General features: G+C 46.0%; 17 protein-coding genes and 2 pseudogenes. 8 read left to right on the forward strand and 11 right to left on the reverse strand.

Annotation, left to right across the window (positions count from 1 at the left end; translation table 11 throughout):
- Positions 1 to 6: 6 nt before the first annotated feature.
- From BST85_RS12585 to BST85_RS12595, 4 genes and pseudogenes are all read right to left on the reverse strand, one after another.
- On the reverse strand, positions 7 to 1,392 hold the full coding sequence (locus tag BST85_RS12585; protein WP_104813578.1) for a hypothetical protein: 1,386 nt from the start codon (positions 1,390 to 1,392) through the stop codon (positions 7 to 9).
- Between the two features lie 6 nt (positions 1,393 to 1,398).
- A complete protein-coding gene (locus tag BST85_RS14790; protein WP_425427910.1) occupies positions 1,399 to 1,677 on the reverse strand; it encodes a T9SS type A sorting domain-containing protein in 279 nt (92 codons plus the stop codon).
- A 45-nt stretch (positions 1,678 to 1,722) separates the two neighbouring features.
- Positions 1,723 to 2,861: pseudogene (locus tag BST85_RS14795) on the reverse strand (choice-of-anchor B family protein); the annotation flags it as partial.
- Between the two features lie 194 nt (positions 2,862 to 3,055).
- On the reverse strand, positions 3,056 to 4,288 hold the full coding sequence (locus tag BST85_RS12595; protein ID WP_104813579.1) for a choice-of-anchor B family protein: 1,233 nt from the start codon (positions 4,286 to 4,288) through the stop codon (positions 3,056 to 3,058).
- Between the two features lie 148 nt (positions 4,289 to 4,436).
- On the opposite strand from BST85_RS12595, the gene thiL reads away from it, so the two are divergent.
- Positions 4,437 to 5,489 carry a thiamine-phosphate kinase gene (gene thiL / locus BST85_RS12600; protein WP_104813580.1) on the forward strand — a complete coding sequence of 351 codons (1,053 nt, stop codon included), beginning with the start codon at positions 4,437 to 4,439 and terminating at the stop codon, positions 5,487 to 5,489.
- Here thiL and BST85_RS14265 read toward each other — a convergent pair whose 3' ends face one another.
- From BST85_RS14265 to BST85_RS12610, 3 genes are all read right to left on the reverse strand, one after another.
- Positions 5,490 to 5,681 (reverse strand): hypothetical protein, encoded by a 192-nt coding sequence (locus BST85_RS14265; protein WP_146090723.1) that lies wholly within the window; start codon positions 5,679 to 5,681, stop codon positions 5,490 to 5,492.
- Positions 5,682 to 5,685: 4 nt separating this feature from the next.
- Positions 5,686 to 5,934 carry a hypothetical protein gene (locus BST85_RS12605; RefSeq protein WP_104813581.1) on the reverse strand — a complete coding sequence of 83 codons (249 nt, stop codon included), beginning with the start codon at positions 5,932 to 5,934 and terminating at the stop codon, positions 5,686 to 5,688.
- Positions 5,935 to 6,010: 76 nt separating this feature from the next.
- On the reverse strand, positions 6,011 to 6,769 hold the full coding sequence (locus BST85_RS12610) for an alpha/beta fold hydrolase (RefSeq protein WP_104813582.1): 759 nt from the start codon (positions 6,767 to 6,769) through the stop codon (positions 6,011 to 6,013).
- A gap of 31 nt (positions 6,770 to 6,800) precedes the next feature.
- Here BST85_RS12610 and brnQ point away from each other — a divergent pair, with 31 nt between their 5' ends.
- Together brnQ and BST85_RS12620 are read left to right on the forward strand one after the other, a co-directional pair.
- Positions 6,801 to 8,093, forward strand: coding sequence for a branched-chain amino acid transport system II carrier protein (brnQ, locus tag BST85_RS12615; protein WP_104813583.1), 1,293 nt, complete (start codon positions 6,801 to 6,803; stop codon positions 8,091 to 8,093).
- A gap of 252 nt (positions 8,094 to 8,345) precedes the next feature.
- The gene (locus BST85_RS12620; protein ID WP_104813584.1) at positions 8,346 to 8,642 is read left to right on the forward strand and encodes an isoamylase early set domain-containing protein; all 297 of its coding nucleotides are present in this window, start codon (positions 8,346 to 8,348) and stop codon (positions 8,640 to 8,642) included.
- A gap of 49 nt (positions 8,643 to 8,691) precedes the next feature.
- Here BST85_RS12620 and BST85_RS12625 read toward each other — a convergent pair whose 3' ends face one another.
- On the reverse strand, positions 8,692 to 9,984 hold the full coding sequence (locus BST85_RS12625; RefSeq protein WP_104813585.1) for an aminopeptidase P family protein: 1,293 nt from the start codon (positions 9,982 to 9,984) through the stop codon (positions 8,692 to 8,694).
- A gap of 132 nt (positions 9,985 to 10,116) precedes the next feature.
- Between BST85_RS12625 and BST85_RS12630 the strand changes: the two genes are divergently transcribed.
- From BST85_RS12630 to BST85_RS12645, 4 genes and pseudogenes are all read left to right on the forward strand, one after another.
- A complete protein-coding gene (locus BST85_RS12630) occupies positions 10,117 to 12,960 on the forward strand; it encodes a WD40/YVTN/BNR-like repeat-containing protein (RefSeq protein WP_104814010.1) in 2,844 nt (947 codons plus the stop codon).
- Positions 12,961 to 13,066: 106 nt separating this feature from the next.
- Positions 13,067 to 13,732: a succinate dehydrogenase cytochrome b subunit gene (locus BST85_RS12635; RefSeq protein WP_104813586.1), complete on the forward strand. Its 666-nt coding sequence runs from the start codon at positions 13,067 to 13,069 to the stop codon at positions 13,730 to 13,732.
- A 10-nt stretch (positions 13,733 to 13,742) separates the two neighbouring features.
- Positions 13,743 to 15,745 (forward strand): annotated as a pseudogene (locus BST85_RS12640) (fumarate reductase/succinate dehydrogenase flavoprotein subunit).
- Positions 15,746 to 15,760: 15 nt separating this feature from the next.
- Complete coding sequence (locus BST85_RS12645) at positions 15,761 to 16,507, forward strand: succinate dehydrogenase/fumarate reductase iron-sulfur subunit (RefSeq protein ID WP_104813587.1); 747 nt, start codon at positions 15,761 to 15,763, stop codon at positions 16,505 to 16,507.
- Between the two features lie 53 nt (positions 16,508 to 16,560).
- On the opposite strand, the gene BST85_RS12650 is transcribed toward BST85_RS12645, so the two are convergent.
- From BST85_RS12650 to BST85_RS12660, 3 genes are all read right to left on the reverse strand, one after another.
- A complete protein-coding gene (locus BST85_RS12650) occupies positions 16,561 to 18,798 on the reverse strand; it encodes a response regulator (protein WP_104813588.1) in 2,238 nt (745 codons plus the stop codon).
- Between the two features lie 120 nt (positions 18,799 to 18,918).
- Complete coding sequence (locus BST85_RS12655; RefSeq protein ID WP_104813589.1) at positions 18,919 to 20,616, reverse strand: sodium:solute symporter family protein; 1,698 nt, start codon at positions 20,614 to 20,616, stop codon at positions 18,919 to 18,921.
- Position 20,617: 1 nt separating this feature from the next.
- On the reverse strand, positions 20,618 to 20,872 hold the full coding sequence (locus tag BST85_RS12660; protein WP_104813590.1) for a DUF4212 domain-containing protein: 255 nt from the start codon (positions 20,870 to 20,872) through the stop codon (positions 20,618 to 20,620).
- A gap of 60 nt (positions 20,873 to 20,932) precedes the next feature.
- On the opposite strand from BST85_RS12660, the gene BST85_RS12665 reads away from it, so the two are divergent.
- Positions 20,933 to 22,081 carry a methionine aminotransferase gene (locus BST85_RS12665; RefSeq protein ID WP_104813591.1) on the forward strand — a complete coding sequence of 383 codons (1,149 nt, stop codon included), beginning with the start codon at positions 20,933 to 20,935 and terminating at the stop codon, positions 22,079 to 22,081.
- Positions 22,082 to 22,083 lie beyond the last annotated feature (2 nt).

Raw genomic sequence — 22,083 nt, forward strand, 5'->3', positions numbered from 1 at the left:
CGTCAATTACTTAATCTTGAATATCATTAGATCGTTCTGTCCTTTTTGTTCAGTAACGTCCCCGTCACTGCTTTCTGTACTTCCTACTCCCCATATACTGCCATCTGGATGAACAGCAGCAGCATAACCAAAATCAAAATCACTGCCTCCTACAGTGAGTGAAAATTCCTGTTGGCCCTGGGAATCGATTATGGCAATCCAACTGTCATTCTCGCCAGAATTTTGGGAAATATCCCCGGTTGTAGAACGGGTTGAGCCACAAAGCAGAAGCTTGTCCTCTTCAAATGGGTAAACGCTATTAAAGGTGTCGAATTGTTCTCCCCCATAACTCTGTTGATCCAGGATGTCACCATTGGAATCTATTCTAACCAACCAGGCATCAGCGTTACCCATATTGCTTTGCAGGTCTCCGTCCGAACTCCGGGAATCACCAACCAGGGTGATCTCACCGTTCTGATGCTCTATGGCCGTATACCCCATATCGATCTGTGAACCTCCGAATGAACGCGTCCAAATCTTATCACCAACCGGGCTGACCTTTACAACCCACATATCGTATGAGCCCTTATCATCAGTAATGTCAAAATCATCGCTCTCTGAGGAACCGATCACCAAAAAGCTGCCATCCTGAAGTTGGAGAATGTCCCTGGCCCGATCGTTGTTCGTTCCACCAAAATACCTTCTCCAGATCCACTCTCCCTGGCTATCCATCTTCACGATCCAATAATCTCCGACTCCGTGCTGAACAGCTCGGTTGTCATTCCCTTCACCATCGCTTGCGTCCACATCCAAGAATCCTGCGGCCATATAGCCCCCATCCGAAGTTTGTATTACCTGGAAGGCCTGATCACTACCTGTGTATCCAAAGTTCTGATCCCATTGCGGGTTTCCATTTGCGTCAATCTTTAGAATCCAGAAGTCGTGGAAACCTTCGTTTCCAGACACATCGCCATCTGAACTTCTGCTATATCCGGACAGTACAAATCCACCATCCAGGGTGGCCGATATACTAGCCAGCCGATCGTCTTGCTGTCCGCCATACGTCTTACTCCAAACTATTTCACCCGAGACATTGAGTTTGATCACCCAATAATCCCGGTCGTTTCCGGTCCGTCCTGACAGGTCTCCATCTGTACTGTTCGTATTTCCAGCCACAACAATACCTCCATCCGAAGTGGTTGCCAGGTCCACGGCTTCATCTTCACCACTGCCACCTAAGGTGATCACCAGATCAAGGGTGCCTTCGAAATCATTTTGATCTCCGCCTTGGTCGTCATCTTCGATAGGATCCTGATCCAAGGCAGTTCCATCTCCTAACTCCTCGATCTGACAATTCTGAAAGATCGGGATCAGCAGCATGAGCCAGAGGAATATGAGAATCCTTTTAATCATTACTTACTAATTGACAACTAGCCGAAAGATCCGGTCATTATTTACTCTGATCAGGTAAAGACCAGCATTTAACGAAGAGATAGCAATTTTTTCTGTTCGGGTATTATCTAGTGTAAAATTACGGATTATTTGACCAAGGGTATTCATGATCTCAACCTGCTGTAAAGGTTCCGTGTCTGATCTCAGGAAAACTATCTCATCTGCCGGATTGGGGTATAAAGTAATCTCGGCTTTCACTTCCGGCTGATTTGTCAGAAGCTCATCTGGGTCGCGCACCAAGGTCATGCCGGCTTCTCCAGTGATCAAAACGGTTCTGCTTTCGAAGAAAGGATAAACATTCCAAGTCCCATTAAAAGTGGGATTGTTCGATGCCGGATAAGTATCGAAATGAGCAATTTCCTCCATTTCGAGGTTCCCGATTTGGCTAATATCCATTACTCGCAAACCGGCTTCGTAATTGGCTAGATAATAACGATCTCCCAATACATATCCATTGTGATCTACAGCTGCTGTTGTTCCGAAATATTCGAATAGCGGGAAAGGGTTATCCAGATCAGTGAAATCGAAAATGACGGTCCGGGTATTGAACCCCACAGAGAGCTCATCGAATTCGTCACCTAAGAGGAAATAGCGCTGATCGTTCGTAAACCACCCTTGATGGGTGTATCCAACGTTGCTATAACCTGTAGTTGAGATCAATTCAGGATTTTCTTTATCCGTGATATCCACCAAAATGACTTCGTCTTCGTTACTACCTATAAGTAGCTCTCGGCCTTGATAATCGGCATCAGGGCCACTGTAGGTGACCACCTGCGCATCATGACTGTAGTTGCTCATGCCATAACCTCCAGCGGGTTGTGGATTCTTCGGGTCCTGGATATTGATAAAATGAGGCCCCCGTTAAAGGTTGCTGTTCCAACGGCATACGCAAAACCGTTGGCTTCATTGATCACAATATTGTGAGCGCTGCCAATCTCACCATAATGCGCGTCTTCTGTAAAGGTTACAGGGGGATTCTCAACTTCCCGCAGCCGAGTTAGATCAAAAACCTGCATACCGTGATTTTCAGCCTCGCTCACTATGTATGCATGGTTGGAATACACCTTGACGTCACGCCAAATAGAATTTACAGTGTGAGTAGGTAGCTTCCCTACTAGCAGCGGGTTAAGCGGGTCGGATATATCGACGAACGCCGTACCGTTGTTAAGCCCGACAAGGGCGTATTCCACATCGGTCTCAGGGTCTGTCCATCCCCAGGAGTCATTGGCAGATCCGGCAGCCAGATCTTCGAGGGTGAGTTGAGACATGAATTCGAAATTCTCGCAAGGAAAGCCGTTAGATAGGCCATCTTCACAAGGGGTCTGGCCTGCGGCAAACAAGGGGAGTAAAAAAAGGATAATCGCAATTTTCATTGTTAAAACTTCGCTGTTGACTTTAAATAGAACAAAAATCGAAATAATAGTTCTCATATTACTGAATTCTTTTTTTGAGTTGAATTATCAATTTTACCAATTTTGTTCAATCATAAGTCACGTCCAAACGTGAAAAGAAGCACATTGATCCTTGTACCGGGAAATTGGAATTATAATAGCTAAATATCACCTCGAACAAAAATTGATAGGCAAAGGCAAGCAGAAATTTTTATCCTCTGCTGTTCGATAACCTATTGCCTGCGAATGATAAACAGTCCTTCACCTATGTTGCTAAGTATGATGTTACCACTACCAAAAAAGGGGTAAACACTCCAAGTTCCCCGGAATGTAGGATTGTTGTCCTCAGGGTAGGTGTCGAAGAATCCGGTCTCTTCCAGGTTGCCTCCGCTTAACCCGCTTAGGTCGATCTCTCGCATTCCGGCCGTGTAATTGGCCTGGTAGAAGCGGTTGCCGCGCACATAGCCATTGTGATCTATTGCGCTGGTGCTGCCAAGGTATTCCGTGTGGATCTCGGGATTATCCAGATCCGCCAGATCGAATACCAGTGTCCTGGAGTTAATTCCAAATTCTATTTCGTCTAATTCGTCGCCCAGTAAGAAGTATTGCTGATCGTTGCTAAACCAGCCCTGATGAGTATACCCCAGCTGCGGATAGGATATCGATGACAATTGAAGGGGATTTTCTTTGTCGGTAATATCCACTATGACCACCTCATTAGTGTTACTGCCGATAAATATCTCCTTACCTAAATGTTCCGCATCTGGTCCACTGTAGGTCACCACCTGGGCATCGTGGCTGTAATCGTCCATATCGTATCCTCCGGCTGGTTGTGGGTTGATGGGGTCGGATATATCTATAAAATGAGGTCCTCCATTGAATGTTTGTGATCCTACAACATAGGCGAAGGAGGTCGATTCGTTGATCACGATGTTATGTGCATTTCCAAATTCCGTATAGACTGCATCTGCTTCAAAAGTGCTATTGGTCTCGGCATTGCGAAGTCTGGTGAGATCGAAGACCTGCATTCCATGATCCGGGGCTTCGCTCACAATAAAAGCGTGATTCCCGTATACTTTTATATCACGCCATCCGCTCGGTACAGTTGCCGTTGGTAATTTTCCAAGATAAACAGGGAGATCAGGAGAAGAAATATCCACAAAGCCGGTGCCATTTCTCAATCCCATCAAGGCATATTCTTTACCAGTGTCTGGATCGGTCCAGCCCCAGCAATCGTTTCCGGTATCGGAATTGAATGTACTAATTGGGACCTGGGCAATAAGCCCGTAATTCAGACAAGGATAATCTCCTGCAAAACCGTCAATACAAGGAAGGGAAAAGTTGACCGGATCTTCTTCGACTTCCTCCTCCTCTTCGACAACAATGGCATTATCCAGAATATCCTCATCGTCAGAGCAAGCCAGACAGACTGATATTAAGGCAAATAGCCAGACTATTCTTTTCATAGCAATTAAATGAGCCTAAATATACGGTCGGTGAGCCGAAAGAAGGTAAAAGCCGACAAAATTTTACAACAGTTAAGACCATAATACTGCAAAATTCAAGGATTTATAAAGGGTAGATATTATTTTTGCGGTCTTATTTCGATTTATCATGCTGGAAGACAAAAATAATCAACGTACCCCCATATCACAATTAGGTGAGTTTGGACTGATCGAACACCTGACCAAGAATATCAAATTGGGTCAGGAGAGTACGGTTAAAGGTATAGGAGATGATGCAGCAGTGATCAGCCGTCAAGCCGATGTAGTTGAAGTTGTAACCACGGACATGCTGGTTGAAGGGGTGCACTTTGACCTCGGGTATATGCCCCTAAAGCATTTGGGCTATAAAGCAGTTATCGTAAACCTCTCTGATGTCTATGCGATGAATGCCAGTCCTACCCAGATCACGGTAAGTCTGGCGCTGTCCAATCGATTTCCGGTAGAAGCGGTAGAAGAATTATATGAGGGTATCCTCACTGCCTGCAGAATATATGGTGTAGACTTGGTGGGAGGAGACACAACATCTTCTCAGAGTGGGTTGATCATCAGTGTGACCGCCTTGGGAGAGGCTAAAAAAGACGATCTGGTTTATCGCAACGGTGCTAAGGAGAATGATCTTTTAGTGGTGAGTGGTGACCTAGGGGGAGCGTATTTGGGTCTTCAAGTATTGGAAAGAGAGCGACAGGTCTTTCAAGTAAATCCAAACTCCCAACCGGATCTGGATGCCTATACCTATTTAATTGAGCGGCAATTAAAGCCTGAGGCCAGGAAAGACATTACGGAATTACTTGAAAAGCTAGAGGTCAAACCCACAGCTATGATCGACATCAGTGACGGACTCTCTTCGGAGATTCTTCATCTATGCAAACAATCGGGAGTTGGATGTGTATTATATGAGGATAAGATCCCACTGGACCCACAGGTAATTTCAACCTGTGAGGAATTTGAAATGGACAGCACCACTGTGGCCCTAAGCGGAGGGGAAGATTACGAGTTACTTATGACCATAAGTATGGAAGACTTTCCAAAGATCAAGGCCAATCCTGACTTCACCGTTCTGGGTCATATCACCGAAGTGGCTGCCGGAACACAACTAATCACCAGGGCGGGACAGCAAATGGAGCTGATCGCCAGAGGATGGAATTCAATAAAAGAGGATTGATCAGGAACTGACCAGTTCTTGGAATAGTCGGTTATTTTCTTGCCAATGCTTGTTTAAGCGGACAATCATACCATTGCCGTCTTCTGTGAATTCTGCTTTACAACAACGGCATCGGTATTCCTTCATCTTGTGTTGGTCCATGCGTATGAACTCCAGATCGTGGCCGATCAGTTTACATCGTAGATTTCTCATGGGGCTATTGTGCTGAGAGCCGCCTCATCTTTTTTTGGAACAGGGAGGCGAGGGCTTGGTTGATTTCTTTTGTTCTGTAGTTCAGTTTAACCAGATGCCCGGTATCATTATCGGTCATCTCTTTACCACATTTTACGCATTTGTACTCATTGATATGATTGGTCACCTTTTTTGTAACGACATAATGATGACCTATTACACTGCAAACGATACCAGGTAAAGAAAACGAATTTGATTGGGTAGTTTTGGGCATGGTTTTCTGAATTGGTTGCCTCTAATCTATAAATTTTCTTCAATAAAATCGACAAACAACCAAAAAAATCGATGAACTACACTATTTTAACAATTTCTGCAGTAGATTCAAGCCAACTCATATGCCCTCCTTGAAGGGCAAAGAAGTCACTTTCGGTCTGGTTTGCAAGTTGTTCGATTTGGGTGAGTTCGATGATCGGGTCATGAGTAGCAGAAAGGAAAAGCTTCCTTCCGGTAAATGCAGAGAGTAAAGAAGTACGATCCGGGCGATCCCGCATTCCGCGCATGCAAGCGGCAATTCCCTCTAAGGGAAAACTAGTTGCTCTTGTTACGAGTTGGGAGATTTCCTCTTCATAGAGTTGCACCGTTTCGGGGTCGAACAATTGTCGGATCAACGAACTTATGAAGGTGCTTGGATTTCTATAGAGTAGTTCGATGCCTCTATTTCTATTCTCCTTTCTCATATCAGAATCTGCCTCAGGAGTTGAGTTTAATAACATGATACGATCCACAGAATCTGCATGGTTTTCCAGTAAGGCCAATGAAACATAGCCGCCCATGGAGTGACCAAGTATTTGATAGGAGTCAATATTTAAATGCTCGGTCAAAGCTTGAATGGCCAGTGCCATGTCCTTCATGGAGTGAACCTCTCCCATAACATCACTCCTACCATGTCCTGGCAAGTCTGGCATGAGCAATGTAAACCGCTCAATCAGTCTGTCCGTGATCCCCTCCCATATCTGATGGTCCTCCAGGAAGCCATGGAGCATAACAATACAGGGCCCCTTACCCTTCAGTTGGTAATGAATATTTGTGCGCTCGTATTCAAAAATCATTTGGCTATCTTGACCCGACAAATATCTGTCAATGCCTAACCTGAAGCAAACCTTTGTCACTGCCTTTGCTCTTTTTTCCCTTTTTTTTGGTGCCGGTAACCTGATTTTTCCTCCCTTATTGGGACTAAAGGCCGGAGATCAATGGATCTGGGTAACATTGGGTTTCGCCTTATCTGCAGTTGTAATTCCGATACTTGCGCTCTTTGGGCACAGCCGGCTACAAGGGACCATGGCGGATTTTGGCCGGCCCATTTCCCGCACATTTGGGATTGTATATAGCTTTATGGTTTACCTGATTGCCTTGGCTCTACCTTCTCCACGGACGGCTTCTGTAACCTACGAGATGTCTGTGGCTCCCAATTTTGACTGGTCTCCGCTTTGGTTGAGTTCTGTTTACTTTCTATTGGTGTTCTTCTTCGTGCTCAATCGGTCCAAGATCCTGGAGATCATTGGGAAATACCTGACCCCACTCATAATAGTATTATTGCTTGCTATTATAACACTTGGCTTGTTTGCTGATACCGGCGCTGTACAACCATCTGTTTTTGCTCATAATTTTTCCACCGGAATTTTGGAAGGCTACCAGACTTTTGATGCCCTGGGGGGTGTAGTGGTTGGTGGAATTGTGGTCATCTCCCTTGGTCTGGCCGGAGACCTAGATTATACCCAAAAGAGAAAGACCCTTTCTCGAGCTGCCTTGATGGCCGGTTCTGGCTTGCTGATCATCTACGGTGGACTGATCGCGCTTGGTGCCAATTTCAGTAATCGGATACAGACTGAGGATCGTACAGAACTTGTCCACTTTTTGAGTGAGCAGACCTTGGGCAAGTTTGGCCAGACCAGTTTAGGTGTATTGGTCGCACTGGCTTGTTTTACTACAGCTGTTGGTATAATTACCGGAGCAGCCGATTTTATGAAGGGATTATTTGGTCAGAAACAATCAGCTTTCGTGATAACTGCTTTTGTGGGTTGTTTGTTGGGTGTGGTGATCGGGCAGTTTAATGTCCCTTATATTGTGGAAGTGGCCATCCCTGCACTTATGTTTATCTACCCCCTGACCATAACCCTGATCATTCTGAACATAGCGCCGGGCAAGTGGACCTCAAAATTGACATTTCGATTGGTGGTAGCGACAACCTTGTTGTTCAGCTTTCCAGACTTCTATAAAATAGTTGCTCCGGATAGTGGCCTCAATGATCTTATGAGCGGATTGCCACTTTACAATCAAAATATGGCCTGGGTCCTGCCGTCTTTATTGGTTTATCTACTTTCCAATTTCATCTCAGGATCGGTCAAAAATCGACAGGCAAAAGTAGAGAATTGACGTTTTACCCACTTTTCGGAGAAATTTCTGAAAAAACGAAATCGTTTTAGTGTGGAAAACCCTGAGAATCAGATACTAAAATAGCAAATCATTCTTTGAGGAATTACTAAAAAATGCTGCTCATTTTTTGATTTTTCTCAATTTTAATGGGGTGTTTTACCGACCTTTCAATCCCGTTCACTTTTCGTAATTTTTTCTTGTGAGGCTGCTGTGGTTAGCTACATTTACCTCAGAACTTATATGCGCAATACTATGGCAATTTCAAAGCAATTTCTAAAGACAAAACCTGTTTGTAAGGTAACTTTTTCTGTACCTGCCAAGGAGGCCAACGAAGTAAAGGTCGTTGGGAGTTTCAACGAGTGGAACGCAGCTGCAACCCCACTTAAAAAATTGAAGAACGGTACCTTCAAAGGAACCGTCGATCTACCTAAAGACCAGTCTTACGAATTCCGTTACCTGGTCGATGGAACCTACGTCAATGATGAGCAGGCAGATGCTTATCAGTGGAACGATTATGCTGCCGCCGATAACGGGGTGTTGAATCTCTAACACCAACCATCGGTAACAAAAAAGCCTTTCGAAATCGAAAGGCTTTTTTTTATGCGTTCATGATCGCTTCGATCTCGTCGACCTCAATGGGAATGTCCGCCATCAGGTTGAGCGGTTCTCCACTGCCCTGAACCACGACATCGTCTTCCAGTCTGATGCCAAATCCTTCGTCAGGCAGATAGATCCCTGGTTCTACGGTGAACACCATATTGGCTTGCATGGGTTCCCATAGTATACCGTAATCGTGGGTGTCCAATCCCATGTGATGAGATGTGCCGTGCATGAAATATTTCTTGTAGGCCGGCCAGTCCGGATCCTCGTTCTGAACATCGGCCTTATCCAGTAGTCCCAAGCCCAGCAATTCTGAGGTCATCAATTTCCCAACTTCTACATGATATTCCTTCCAAAGCGTTCCTGGAACTAACATTTTGGTTGCATCGTCCTTCACTCTTTTAACCGCATTGTAAACGGCTCGTTGTCTGTCCGTAAAACGTCCATTGACCGGGATTGTCCTGGTCATGTCGCTTTTGTAATTGGCGTATTCTGCGCCTACATCCATCAGCAGCAAATCCCCATCCTGACATTGCCCATTATTCTGAATGTAATGTAGAACATTGGCATTATTTCCACTAGCCACAATAGGTGTGTAGGCAAATCCTTTCGAACGATTTCGCAAGAACTCGTGCATGTATTCAGCCTCCAGCTCATATTCCCAAACACCGGGTTTGACAAACTCCAGTATCCGTTTGAACCCTTTTTCGGTGATCTTACAAGCATGGGCAATCAGGTCAATCTCGATCGGATCTTTGACCGAACGCAAGCGTTGCAAAATAGGGTTGCTCTTGGCCCAGCTATGAGCAGGATATCGAGCCTTGGTCTCCCTGATGAACCGATCCTCCCTGGTCTGGGTTTCCACTGCTTGCCGGTAGTGTTCGTTGGTATTGAAGTAAACCGTATCGGCCTGGGTCATCAGATCAAAGAATACCTTATCAAATTCGTGTAACCAATACACCTTTCTGATTCCACTAACTTCCAAGGCCCTTTCCTTGGTCAGTTTTTCACCTTCCCAAACAGCAATGTGTTCGTTGGTTTCTCTTAGAAAGAGCACTTCCTTGTGGTCCGGGTCAACAGAATCTGGGAACAAGACTAAAATGCTCTCTTCCTGGTCTACACCAGATAGGTATAAAATGTCCCGGTGCTGTTCAAAGGCCATAGTGCTATCTGCACTGATCGGATAAATATCGTTGGAATTGAAGACCGCAATGCTCTTTGGCTTCATCTGAGCCATAAAGTTCTTACGATTTCTGATGTACAATTTAGGGTCGATCGGGTCGTATTTCATCTGGAGTGATTTTCGGATTTATCAAATGTAATTCAATTCCCGCGTAGCTCCATACTTCTGTTAAACTTCCTGAAAAAATTTGGGGATGCATGCCCCATTGTGTACATTCCCTTGCGCAAAAATTCAACCAACATGTTACGAAAATACTTCTACCTCCTGGGCTTATTCGCCCTGTCATTAACCGTAAACGCTCAACCACAAGCATCTTCCGCCAAACAAGTGATGGACGGTATTGTACAAAAAGAGCAAATGACCGAGAATTCTTTGGTCAAAAATCTTCCTTTCAAAAATATCGGACCTACTGTTATGAGTGGTCGGGTTGTTGATTTCGCTGTCAACCCGGATAACCCTGTAGAATTCTATGTGGGCTACGCAAGTGGCGGGGTATGGCATACTAAGAATAACGGGACAAGTTTTGAGCCCATACTGGATAACAGCCCTACCCAGAATGTCGGGAGCCTTGCGGTGGATTGGAGTTCGGGGACCATTTGGGTCGGAACAGGTGAGATCAATGCTTCTCGTTCGTCTTATGCAGGCATCGGCTTATTGAGGTCATCAGATAATGGGGCGACCTGGGAAAATATGGGTCTGACAGACTCCCATCACATCTCTAAGATCCTGATCAATCAGCAGGATCCCAATGAGATAGTGGTTGGGGTAGTGGGCCACCTCTATTCCAAGAACAAGGAGCGGGGAGTTTATAAAAGCACAGATGGCGGTAAGAACTGGAAGCAAACACTTTTTGTGAATGACGAAAGCGGGATCATCGAAATGGACGTAGACCGCAATAACTTCGATCTGATGTATGCCTCGTCCTGGCAAAAGGACAGGAAGGCATGGAATTTTACGGGTAATGGCAATGGTAGCGGCATCTATAAAAGTACGGATGGTGGTGATAGCTGGACTCTGTTAACAACAGAGGGCAGTGGATTCCCAACCGGAGAAGGGGTTGGTCGAATTGGAATTGCCGTGGTCGATGCCAACACGGTTTACGCCATTCACGATAGCCAGTTTCGTAGGGAAGGCAATGGAAGTTCAGGTGGTGCAGGCAATGGCCTTTCCAAGGACGATTTCAAGACCATGAGCAATGCTGACTTCCTGGCCTTGGACGACAAAAAGCTGGACACTTTCCTTAGGACGAACGGATTCCAACAGCAATACTCAGGGGCTAGTGTCAAACAAATGGTTAGATCAGGGAAAGTAAAGCCAAATGATGTCGCCAAGTATTTGGAGGACGCCAATACATTGTTATTTGACACTCCCGTGATCGGAGCGGAAGTGTATAAGAGTACAGATGGTGGAAAGACCTGGTCCAAGACCCATGATGGTTATCTGGATTCCGTCTATTTCTCTTATGGTTATTATTTTGGAAAGATCCATGTGGATCCCAGCGATGCAAATGGAATCTATATTTACGGGGTGCCTATTCTTTCTTCTAAAGACGGAGGGAAGACCTTCAACTACATTGGAGGCGATAATGTTCACGCTGACCACCACGCCTTGTGGATCAACCCCAATATGCCTGGTCACCTGATCAATGGAAACGACGGGGGAGTCAATATCAGCTATGATGACGGAGAGAACTGGATAAAGGCCAATAGCCCTTCAGTTGGACAATTCTATTCTATCAATGTAGATAATGAAGAACCTTACAACGTATACGGAGGATTGCAGGATAATGGAGTTTGGGTAGGATCCCATACCTACCAGGCCAGCGATGGCTGGCATCAATCCGGGCAGTATCCTTATGAAAGCATCATGGGTGGAGATGGCATGCAGGTACAGATCGACAACAGGAATACCGATGTGCTCTATACCGGATTCCAGTTTGGAAACTATTTCCGCCTGAACCGTGCTACAGGCGAGCAAGCCAGGATACAGCCTAAACACAAACTAGGGGAGAGTCCTTATCGCTTTAACTGGCAAACCCCCATTCTTCTAAGTCCGCATAACCAAGATATTCTTTACCTAGGCGGTAATAAATTGATGCGGAGTATGAACCAGGGAACAGATTGGAAGGCGATCTCGCCCGACCTGACCAAAGGTGGTAAGCCTGGAAATGTCTCCTATGGTACACTGACTTCAATAAGTGAATCTCCCTTTGCCTTCGGGACCATCTATGTGGGTACAGATGATGGGCAAGTACAGTTGACCCAAGATGGCGGTGGTAGCTGGAAGCTGCTTTCCAGTAGCTTTAAACCAGATCTTTGGGTAAGCCGTGTAGTGGCTTCTTCGCACAGTGCCTCCAGGGTCTATGTGACCCTCAACGGTTATCGCTGGGACGACTTTGCGCCCTACGTTTACATGAGTGACAATCACGGGGCCAGTTGGAAAGAAATCAGCGGTAATTTGCCTGCTTCTGCGGTAAATGTAATTAGGGAGGACCCCAAGAACGAGAATGTGCTCTATCTGGGAACAGATAATGGTGCTTATGTTTCCATGGATAAAGGAACTAGCTGGCAGCCCTTTCACCATGGTCTTCCTAATGTCGCATACCATGATATGGTGGTGCAGGAGACTGCTAACCATTTGGTTCTGGGAACACATGGTCGCTCGCTCTATATTGGGGATATTTCCCTGATCCAGCAAATGGATAGCGGTCAGATGAATACGGTTGTTGTGGGCGATATTGCTGCAGTTCGTTCTTCCAGGAGATGGGGAAGCAGCTGGGCCAGCTTTTTGGATGCATTCGAACCTTCTGTTGATGTTCAGTACTACGCTCCTGGTGGCGGAAAGGCCACGGTGACTATCAGTACAGAATCTGGGACAGAGGTTAACCGATTTGATGTGGAAACATCAAAAGGCTTTAACCAGATGACTTATGATTATTCCATGTCTGAAGCTGGAGCGAAGAATATGAAAGACGCTGGTGTGTTTCCTGCACAGAATGGTAAGACCTATCTTCCAAAAGGCAAATACACCATGAAAGTTGAAGCCGGGGGTAAGTCTGGAAGCAAGGACTTCGAAGTGAAATAATTAGCGTATTTAAAACGATTCTAAATAGCCGGCAAGGGTTAGTGCGTCTTGGCTGAATTCCTTTTGTGGCGTATTTTTGTATTGCTAAAAATAAAAGTAGCTACAAATGGGAATTACCTCCTCTTCTATTGCCAGAAAAGTCGCTATGGCGCTTTCCGGTTTATTCCTGATCATATTCCTAACCCAACACTTTGTAATCAACATCACTTCGGTAGTCGCACCAGACCTGTTTAACAGCTGGTCTCATTTTATGGGCACCAATGGATTGGTTCAGTTCTTGCTTCAGCCAATCCTGATCTTTGCGGTGGTTTTTCACTTTGTGATGGGCTTTATCCTGGAATTGCAGAACCGCAAGGCGCGATCTGTTCGATATGCTTCCTATAAAGGAGGAGCTGCAGCCTCTTGGGCTTCGCGCAACATGATCATTTCCGGGCTGGTCATCCTGGCTTTCTTAGGCCTACACTTCTATGATTTTTGGGTGCCGGAGATAGTACACAAGTACATAGAGACGCACCCGGAAGATCCGACACGATATTATGCTGAGACCGTTCACAAATTTGAGAGTCCCGCCAGAGTGACCATATATGTGGTTTCTTTTGTTTTGTTGGCCGTTCATCTATGGCATGGCTTTGCTTCCTCCTTCCAAAGTGTCGGGTGGAATAACAAATATTCGGTAGCGCTTAAAGGATTTACCAAATTCTTTGCTGTCGCTATTCCCTTGGGCTTTGTCTTTATTGCCCTTTATCACCATTTGAATCAAATCCCTCATTAAAGAAGTACTTATGTCCACCTTAGAATCAAGCCTTCCAAAAGGACCCCTGGCCCATAAATGGACCAAGCATAAGAACGAAATAGACCTGGTAAACCCGGCCAACAAAAGGAACATAGATGTTATCGTTGTGGGTACTGGGCTTGCCGGAGGTAGTGCTGCGGCTACATTGGCCGAGTTGGGTTACAATGTAAAGACCTTCTGTTATCAGGACTCTCCAAGGAGAGCACACTCCATTGCTGCCCAGGGAGGGATCAACGCTGCAAAGAACTATCAGGGAGATGGTGACTCTGTCTACCGACTGTTCTACGACACGGTCAAAGGGGGGATTACCGTTCCAGAGAAGAAAATGTATACCGGCTAGCCGAGGTTTCCACCAATATTATCGATCAGTGCGTAGCACAGGGAGTGCCCTTCGCACGGGAATACGGTGGCCTATTAGATAACCGTTCTTTCGGGGGAGTATTGGTTTCCCGTACATTCTACGCCAAAGGTCAAACTGGTCAGCAGCTGTTACTTGGCTGTTATTCTGCCATGAACCGTCAGATCAACAGAGGTAAGATCAAGTCTTACACCAGACACGAAATGCTGGACCTGGTTATAGTCGATGGCAAAGCCAGAGGTATTATTGCCAGAGACCTGATCAGCGGAGAGATCGAACGTCACTCTGCCCATGCTGTCGTGGTAGCTACAGGAGGTTACGGAAATGTATTCTTCCTCTCTACCAATGCGATGGGAAGTAATGTGACTGCTGCCTGGAAGATCCACAAGCGTGGTGCACATTTTGCCAATCCTTGTTTTACTCAGATTCACCCAACCTGTATTCCAGTTTCCGGTGACCATCAGTCTAAATTAACCCTGATGTCGGAGTCCTTGAGAAACGATGGGCGTATTTGGGTGCCAAAGTCTAAGGAGGATGCCAAGGCTATCCGGGAGGGCAGATTGAAACCCACCGAACTTAAAGAGGAGGACCGAGATTATTATCTGGAGAGAAGATACCCTTCCTTCGGTAACTTGGTTCCACGCGATGTAGCATCCAGGGCTGCTAAAGAACGCTGCGATGCTGGTCACGGTGTCAATAAGACTGGAGAGGCTGTTTATCTGGATTTCGATGCGGCCATCATGCGCTACGGAAGAGAACAGGCTGCTATACAGCACGTCGCTAACCCGAGTGATGCACAAGTTCGTGAACTAGGGGAGAAGGTGATCGAAGCAAAATACGGTAACCTCTTCCAGATGTATGAAAAGATCGTGGATCAGAATCCGTATAAGACTCCAATGATGATCTATCCTGCGGTTCACTATACCATGGGCGGAGTTTGGGTAGATTATAATTTGCAAACCAGTATTCCGGGCTGTTATGCTATCGGTGAGGCCAATTTCTCTGATCATGGAGCTAACCGCCTTGGAGCTTCAGCCTTAATGCAGGGCTTGGCTGATGGTTACTTTGTCTTACCCTATACAATAGGAGATTATCTGGCTGACGATATCAGAACAGGTCCGATTTCAACCGATCTACCTGAGTTTGATGCGGCTGAAAAGAATATTAGAACCCAACTGGAAAAACTGATCAATAACAACGGTAGTAAATCCGTGGATCACTTCCACAAACGTTTGGGTAAGATCATGTGGGACAAGGTCGGAATGTCCAGGAATGAGCCTGGCCTGAAAGAGGCCATTAGCGAGATTAAAGCACTCCGAGAGGAATTCTACAAAGAGGTGAATGTCCCGGGATCCATGGACGAGATGAACCCTGAACTGGAAAAAGCAGCTCGTGTGGCGGACTTCCTGGAGTTGGGCGAACTTTTTGCCAAGGACGCCCTGCATCGTAATGAGTCTTGTGGAGGCCATTTCAGGGAGGAATATCAAACAGAGGAGGGAGAAGCCCTTCGCGACGACGAGAACTTCATGTATGTGGCTGCCTGGGAATACAAAGGAGAGCCAGCCGATGCGGTTCTGCACAAAGAGTCGCTCAATTACGAGAATATAGAAGTCAAGACCCGTAGTTACAAGTAATAACCGTACTCGATTATGAAACTTACACTAAAAATTTGGCGTCAGAAGAACGCAAATACCAAGGGAAGCATGCAGACCTATCCCATCGATAACATCGATGGAGACATGTCCTTTTTGGAAATGCTAGACGTACTCAATGAACAACTGATCGCTCAGGGTGAAGAACCAGTGGTCTTTGATCACGATTGTCGAGAAGGGATTTGTGGGTCTTGTTCCCTACAGATCAATGGTGAACCGCATGGACCGGATCGCCTGATAACTACTTGCCAACTACACATGCGGAAATTCAACGATGGGGATATCATTGTGATCGAGCCTTTCCGCGCCAATGCATTCCCGGTGATCAAGGACCTGATGGTCGATCGATCTGCATTTGATCGAATCCAACAGGCCGGTGGGTATGTTTCGGTGAATACTTCCGGAAACACCATTGATGCCAACGCCATTCCCATTGAGAAGGACGCCGCGGATGAGTCTTTCAACGCTGCAGCCTGTATCGGTTGTGGAGCTTGTGTGGCTGCTTGTAAGAATGCCAGTGCCATGTTATTCACTGCCGCCAAGGTCAGTCAATATGCCTTGTTGCCACAAGGGCAGGTTGAAGCTACCCGCAGGGTGTTGAATATGGTAGAGCAAATGGACAAGGAAGGATTCGGTAATTGTACCAATACCGGAGCCTGTGAAATTGAGTGTCCAAAAGGAATTTCGCTCGAGAACATCGCCCGGATGAACAGGGAGTATCTCTCGGCGAGTGTTGTGGGATAATATCCTGAAATGATATTGAAAGAACCCGGATCTGTAGGTCCGGGTTTTTTAGTTTACATGGCCTGCAGATGTGGATTACCGTCCTTGATCCGCAGGTTTTTTAGTATGGTCTGCTCAAACTTGCTGGCGTCGTAGGGCTTGACGATAATGTCGTCCATTCCCGCCTCGTAGATCTTGGAGCGTAGTTCTTCTACTTCTACAGCAGTTAGCGCAAGTATGGGGACATGGGTGTTGAATTTCCTGATCTCTTTACTAGCCGTAATTCCGTCCATCACAGGCATATTGATGTCCATCAGGATGAGATCCAGACTTCCTTTGCCCACTCGTTCTATGGCCTCCATCCCGTTATTGGCAATGAAACATTGAACACCATTCTTTTCCAGGATCTTCAGGGTAACGATCTGGTTGATCCGGTTGTCTTCCACGATCAGTATCTTCTTGCCTTCCAGTTCCCGCTTGTTCATGGCTGTTGCCTCAGGTTGATAAACGTCCTGGGTAACTTTTCCAAAATTGAGGCAGAAGCTGAAGTTGGACCCCTCTCCTAAGGTGCTTTTCAGTTGGATCTCGGAATTTGAACTAGCAAGAAGCTTCTTTACAATGGGTAGTCCGAGACCTGTACCCTGATAGTTGTAATTGAGCGAATCTCCCTGGGAGAATTCATCATAGATCAGTTCCTGCTTCTCCTGGGCGATCCCGATCCCCGTATCTTCTACTTCGAAGCGGAGCCTGGATTCCTCATTGGATTCGTCTTCCACCTTTACCCTGATGGTTATCGTCCCGTTTTCTGTGAACTTGATGGCATTACCTACTAGATTCATCAAAATTTGAGACAGTCGGATAGAATTACCATGTACCCATTTGGGAACGTTCTCGCCTATGTCCATAACCAGTTCATTGTGGTGTTGAATTCTCATGTACTCAAAAGAAGCCGCGATGGTTCGAAGAAGATCACAAAGATCAAAATTGGCCCTATCGTCCTCTAGCTTGTCAGAATCAATCTTATTGATCTGCAAAACGTCATTGATAAGAGCCAAGAGGTAATCTGCAGAGAATTTCAGCGATTTAAGATCCTTTTCATGACTTTTTAAGGATTCGTCCTCCAGTAAAATAGTAGACAAACCGATCACTCCGTAGAGTGGTGTGCGCAATTCGTGACTTACCGTGGAGAAGAAATTACTTTTAGAACGAGACAGCTGTTCGGATCTTTCTTTGGCCTCGAGGTATTCTTTGTTCTTCTTTTTGAGTTGAAAAACCAGTTCTTTTCTTTTTCTGAAAGCCAGAAAAAGTACGATCATCAAAGTCATACCGGCCACGGACAAGATCATGAGTACAGTATTGAGCCTGCCTTGGCTGGCTACGATCTCCGCCTGGAATTGATTTTCCAATTCCGCAGCCTTGACGTCCTTTCGGTATTCGTCTACCTGGAATTTGGCCGAAATAGTCTCTACTTCGGCTTCACTGAGTTCCTCCAACCCTTGTTGCAGGTAGCGCTCGTATTCCTTGCGCATGTCAAAGGCTTCTTCAAAGCGTTCCTGGGCAAACAGACTCTCGCTGTAAATATCATAGGCGCTTTCAAGTTCTATGTTGAGATCTTGTTTTTTGGCCTCCTCTATTGCTTTGATCAGATAGGAGTCTACTGTCGTATAATCTTCTTTTTCGAAGTAGTATTCTGCAAAGAGGATATCCAGGCCGATCTCAAATGATTCCCGGGTATGGCCAAGAAGTCTTTTCGCCTGGATCAGGTGGAGGTAGGCTTTATTGTAGTTGTCTGACTCCATGGCTGTTATGATAGTATTGTAATGCGCTTTGGCAAGCCCGGCGGAATCCTTGAGTTTTGCGAACAGGTCTATGGATTTATTGTGATAAGTGAGGGCAGTTTTGTTATCTCCTTTCAGGCCTGAGTAGAAATTAGCCAGGTCCATATAGGAGAGTGCCCGGGCGCTGTCATTTTGGGTCCTACTGGCGAATCGTTGCGATTTGATGAAACTCTCTTCTGCCAAAACAGTATCCTGAATGGCCAGGTAATCGTAACCTAAATGACGATAACCCATATAGATGTACTCGGGATTGTTATCGGCAAGGGCTCGAGTAAGCAGGTGAATATTTACACCTAATGATTTTTTGTAGTCCCCGTTGAAGTAGTAATTATCCGCAGAATCGATCAGCTGTTGGTAATATTCCCTGGAATGCGCATTGCGGTTCATATAGCCGTCATTCCGCTCATATTGGACTTGAGCGGGGGCCATAATGCAGCAGGAAAAAAGAAATACGATCAGGGCAATTCGTATCATCTTTTTGGTTATTAGTTAATTTGGGGGCTACAATGTACTAATTTTCTTTCAATTAGTAGTAAATTACCTACAATTAAGACGATTATAGAAATCCAGGGCTGATGAAGAACCTCAAGTCATTTAATGGTCCTGAGGCCCGGTAGCTCCTTTTGGAATACGAATATCTTCCACCAAATGGACGATTTCCTGAGGTGGGGCGGGGGTAAATCGACTGATTATCAGGGCAACCGCGAAGTTCAGCAGCATACCCACGGTTCCAAAGCCTTCCGGCGAGATTCCCCACCACCAATGTTCCGGTCCGCTGCTTACATCTGCGCCTATCCATTTTAGTTTAAAACGGGCGATATAGTAAGCTGTTAGCCCCAATCCTGCTACCATACCGGCAACTGCTCCTTCCTTGTTCATTCTTTTGTAAAAGATGCCCAGTACGATAGCTGGAAAGAATGAGGCGGCAGCAAAGCCGAATGCAAGGGCTACCACGCTGGCTACAAAGCCAGGCGGGTTGATCCCAAAATATCCGGCAACGCAAACGGCAAGAACAGAAGCACCCCTGGCGGCCCATAGTTCGCCTTTTTCAGAGATTTCCGGCATCACGATCTTTTTCAACAGGTCGTGTGAAATGGAGGACGAAATGACCAAAAGAAGGCCCGCTGCCGTCGATAGGGCAGCAGCCAATCCTCCGGCGGCAACCAAGGCTATGACCCAATTAGGAAGGCGAGCGATCTCTGGGTTGGCCAGGACCATGATGTCCGGATCGATGACTAATTCGTTCTGCTCATCATCGGCCAGGTATTGTATCCGCCCATCATTATTCTTGTCTCCATAGGTCAATAAACCGGTTTCTTCCCATTTCTTAAACCACTCTGGCATGGCCTGGTAAGGCTGATCTTGAACTGTTTCTATTAGGTTTGTGCGCGCAAAGACCGCAATTGCCGGAGCAGTAGTATAGAGTATGGCGATAAAGATTAAGGCGTACAGAGCCGATTTCCTGGCATCCCTGACTTTTGGTACTGTAAAGAACCGAACAATTACGTGAGGCAGGCCCGCTGTTCCAAGCATCAGGGCGGCTGTGATAAAGAATACATCGATCTTGGATTTGGTCCCTGAAGTGTATTCGTTGAAACCTAATTCGGTTAATAGACCATCTAATTTATCCAGCAGGTATACCCCATCACTACCTTGAGCTCCGAAACCTATCTGGGGTATGGGGTTACCGGTCATCTGTAAAGAGATAAAAATGGCCGGCACCATAAAGGCAAATATCAGTACGCAATATTGAGCCACCTGTGTATAGGTGATCCCTTTCATTCCTCCTAATATGGCATAGAACAGGACTATCCCCATACCGATAAAGACTCCGGTATTCACTTCAACTTCCAGAAAGCGGGAAAAGACCACTCCAACCCCTCTCATCTGACCAGAGACATAGGTAAATGATACAAAAAGGGCGGCGACAATGGCGACCAATCTGGCCCAGTGAGAATAATAGCGATCCCCGATAAAATCCGGAACTGTGAACTTTCCGAATTTCCTGAGATAAGGCGCGAGTAAAAGAGCTAACAGCACATAACCACCTGTCCAGCCCATCAGGTAAACTGATCCATCATATCCGGCAAAGGAGATGATCCCAGCCATGGAAATGAACGAGGCAGCAGACATCCAATCTGCTGCGGTTGCCATTCCGTTGGCCAGGGGTGAAACGCCTCCGCCGGCGACATAGAAATCCTTGGTGGAGGCCGCTTTGGACCAAATAGCTATTCCGATATACAGACCGAAAGTGATAAAGACCAGGATATAGGTCCAGGCTTGAACGTCCATATCAGTCTTCCAAGTTGAATTTCTTGTCCAGTTTTCTCATCAACCAAACATAGATCAGGATCAGCATAATGAACAAGTAGATGGCCCCTTGCTGGGCAAACCAGAAGCCCAGTTTAAATCCCCCCAGTCTAATCTCGTTTAATTGCTCTACCAATAAAATTCCGAAAACGTAGGATACAAGGAACCAGATAGCAAGCAGTATGATCAGGTACCTGATATTGTGTTTCCAATAGGTTTTGTTGGAAGGGGTTGTCATAGGTTTTACGCGAGTTTTAAAGATACATTTTTTAAATTAGTCCAATCTGAGTTTACCCCTATGAGCCACCTGTCTAAATTACCCGATGTAGGGACCACCATTTTCACTGTAATGAGTAAAATGGCAGTCGATCACAACGCAATTAACCTCTCCCAAGGATATCCGGACTTCCCTTCGGATCCGGCCTTGATCGAGTTGGTGGTTCGAGCTATGCGAGACGGACTCAACCAGTATGCTCCCATGCCCGGCTTGCTTTCTTTAAGAGAGGCCATATCTGAAAAGACAGCATCGCTCTATGGTCGTTTATACGATCCTGTATCCGAGGTAACTGTTACCGCAGGAGCTACCCAAGCGCTTTTTACTGCCATTTCTGCCTTTATCTACCCCGGAGACGAAGTAATTCTCTTTGCGCCTGCCTACGATTCCTACCTGCCTGCAGTCGAACTATACGGTGGGAAGGCACGGGTTGTCCAAATGAAACCTCCGGCCTACAAGCCGGACTGGGAAGAGGTAGAATCCCTTATTACCGATAGGACCAAAATGCTGGTTATCAATTCTCCTCACAACCCAACTGGCACAGTTTGGGATGAGCAGGATATGAAGACTCTGCAAGATCTGGCTGTCAGATACGACTTCATGGTCCTCAGTGATGAGGTCTATGAACACATCATCTTTGACGGAATTCATCATCAGAGTGCCAGCAAATTTGAAGCTTTGGCCCAGCGCAGCCTGGTGACGGCCTCTTTCGGCAAAACATTTCACAATACAGGATGGAAGTTGGGATACTGCTTGGCACCATCTGGGCTTATGGAAGAATTCAGAAAGGTCCACCAGTACAATGTATTTTCAGTAAACAGGCCGGTTCAGGAAGGCCTGGCGGCCTATTTAAAGGATCCTCGGAATTATCTGAATCTCGGTCAGTTCTATCAAGAAAAAAGAGATCACTTTCTGAAAATGGTCTCGGGCTCAAGATTTGAGTTATTACCCTCCTCGGGCACTTATTTTCAGCTGTTGGATTACAGCAGTATAAGTGATGAAGGCGATGTGCAGTTTGCAGAAAGTCTTACTGTGGAAAAGGGTTTGGCCACCATTCCAACCTCCGTCTTTAATCCAGGTGGAGAAGATTTCAGGCAGTTGAGGGTATGCTTTGCCAAGACCACGGAAACCCTGGATAAGGCCGCCGAAATCATTAATGCCGTTCAACACTAACT

The sequence above is a fragment of the Aureitalea marina genome (genome assembly GCF_002943755.1).
Taxonomy (GTDB): Bacteria; Bacteroidota; Bacteroidia; order Flavobacteriales; family Flavobacteriaceae; genus Aureitalea; species Aureitalea marina.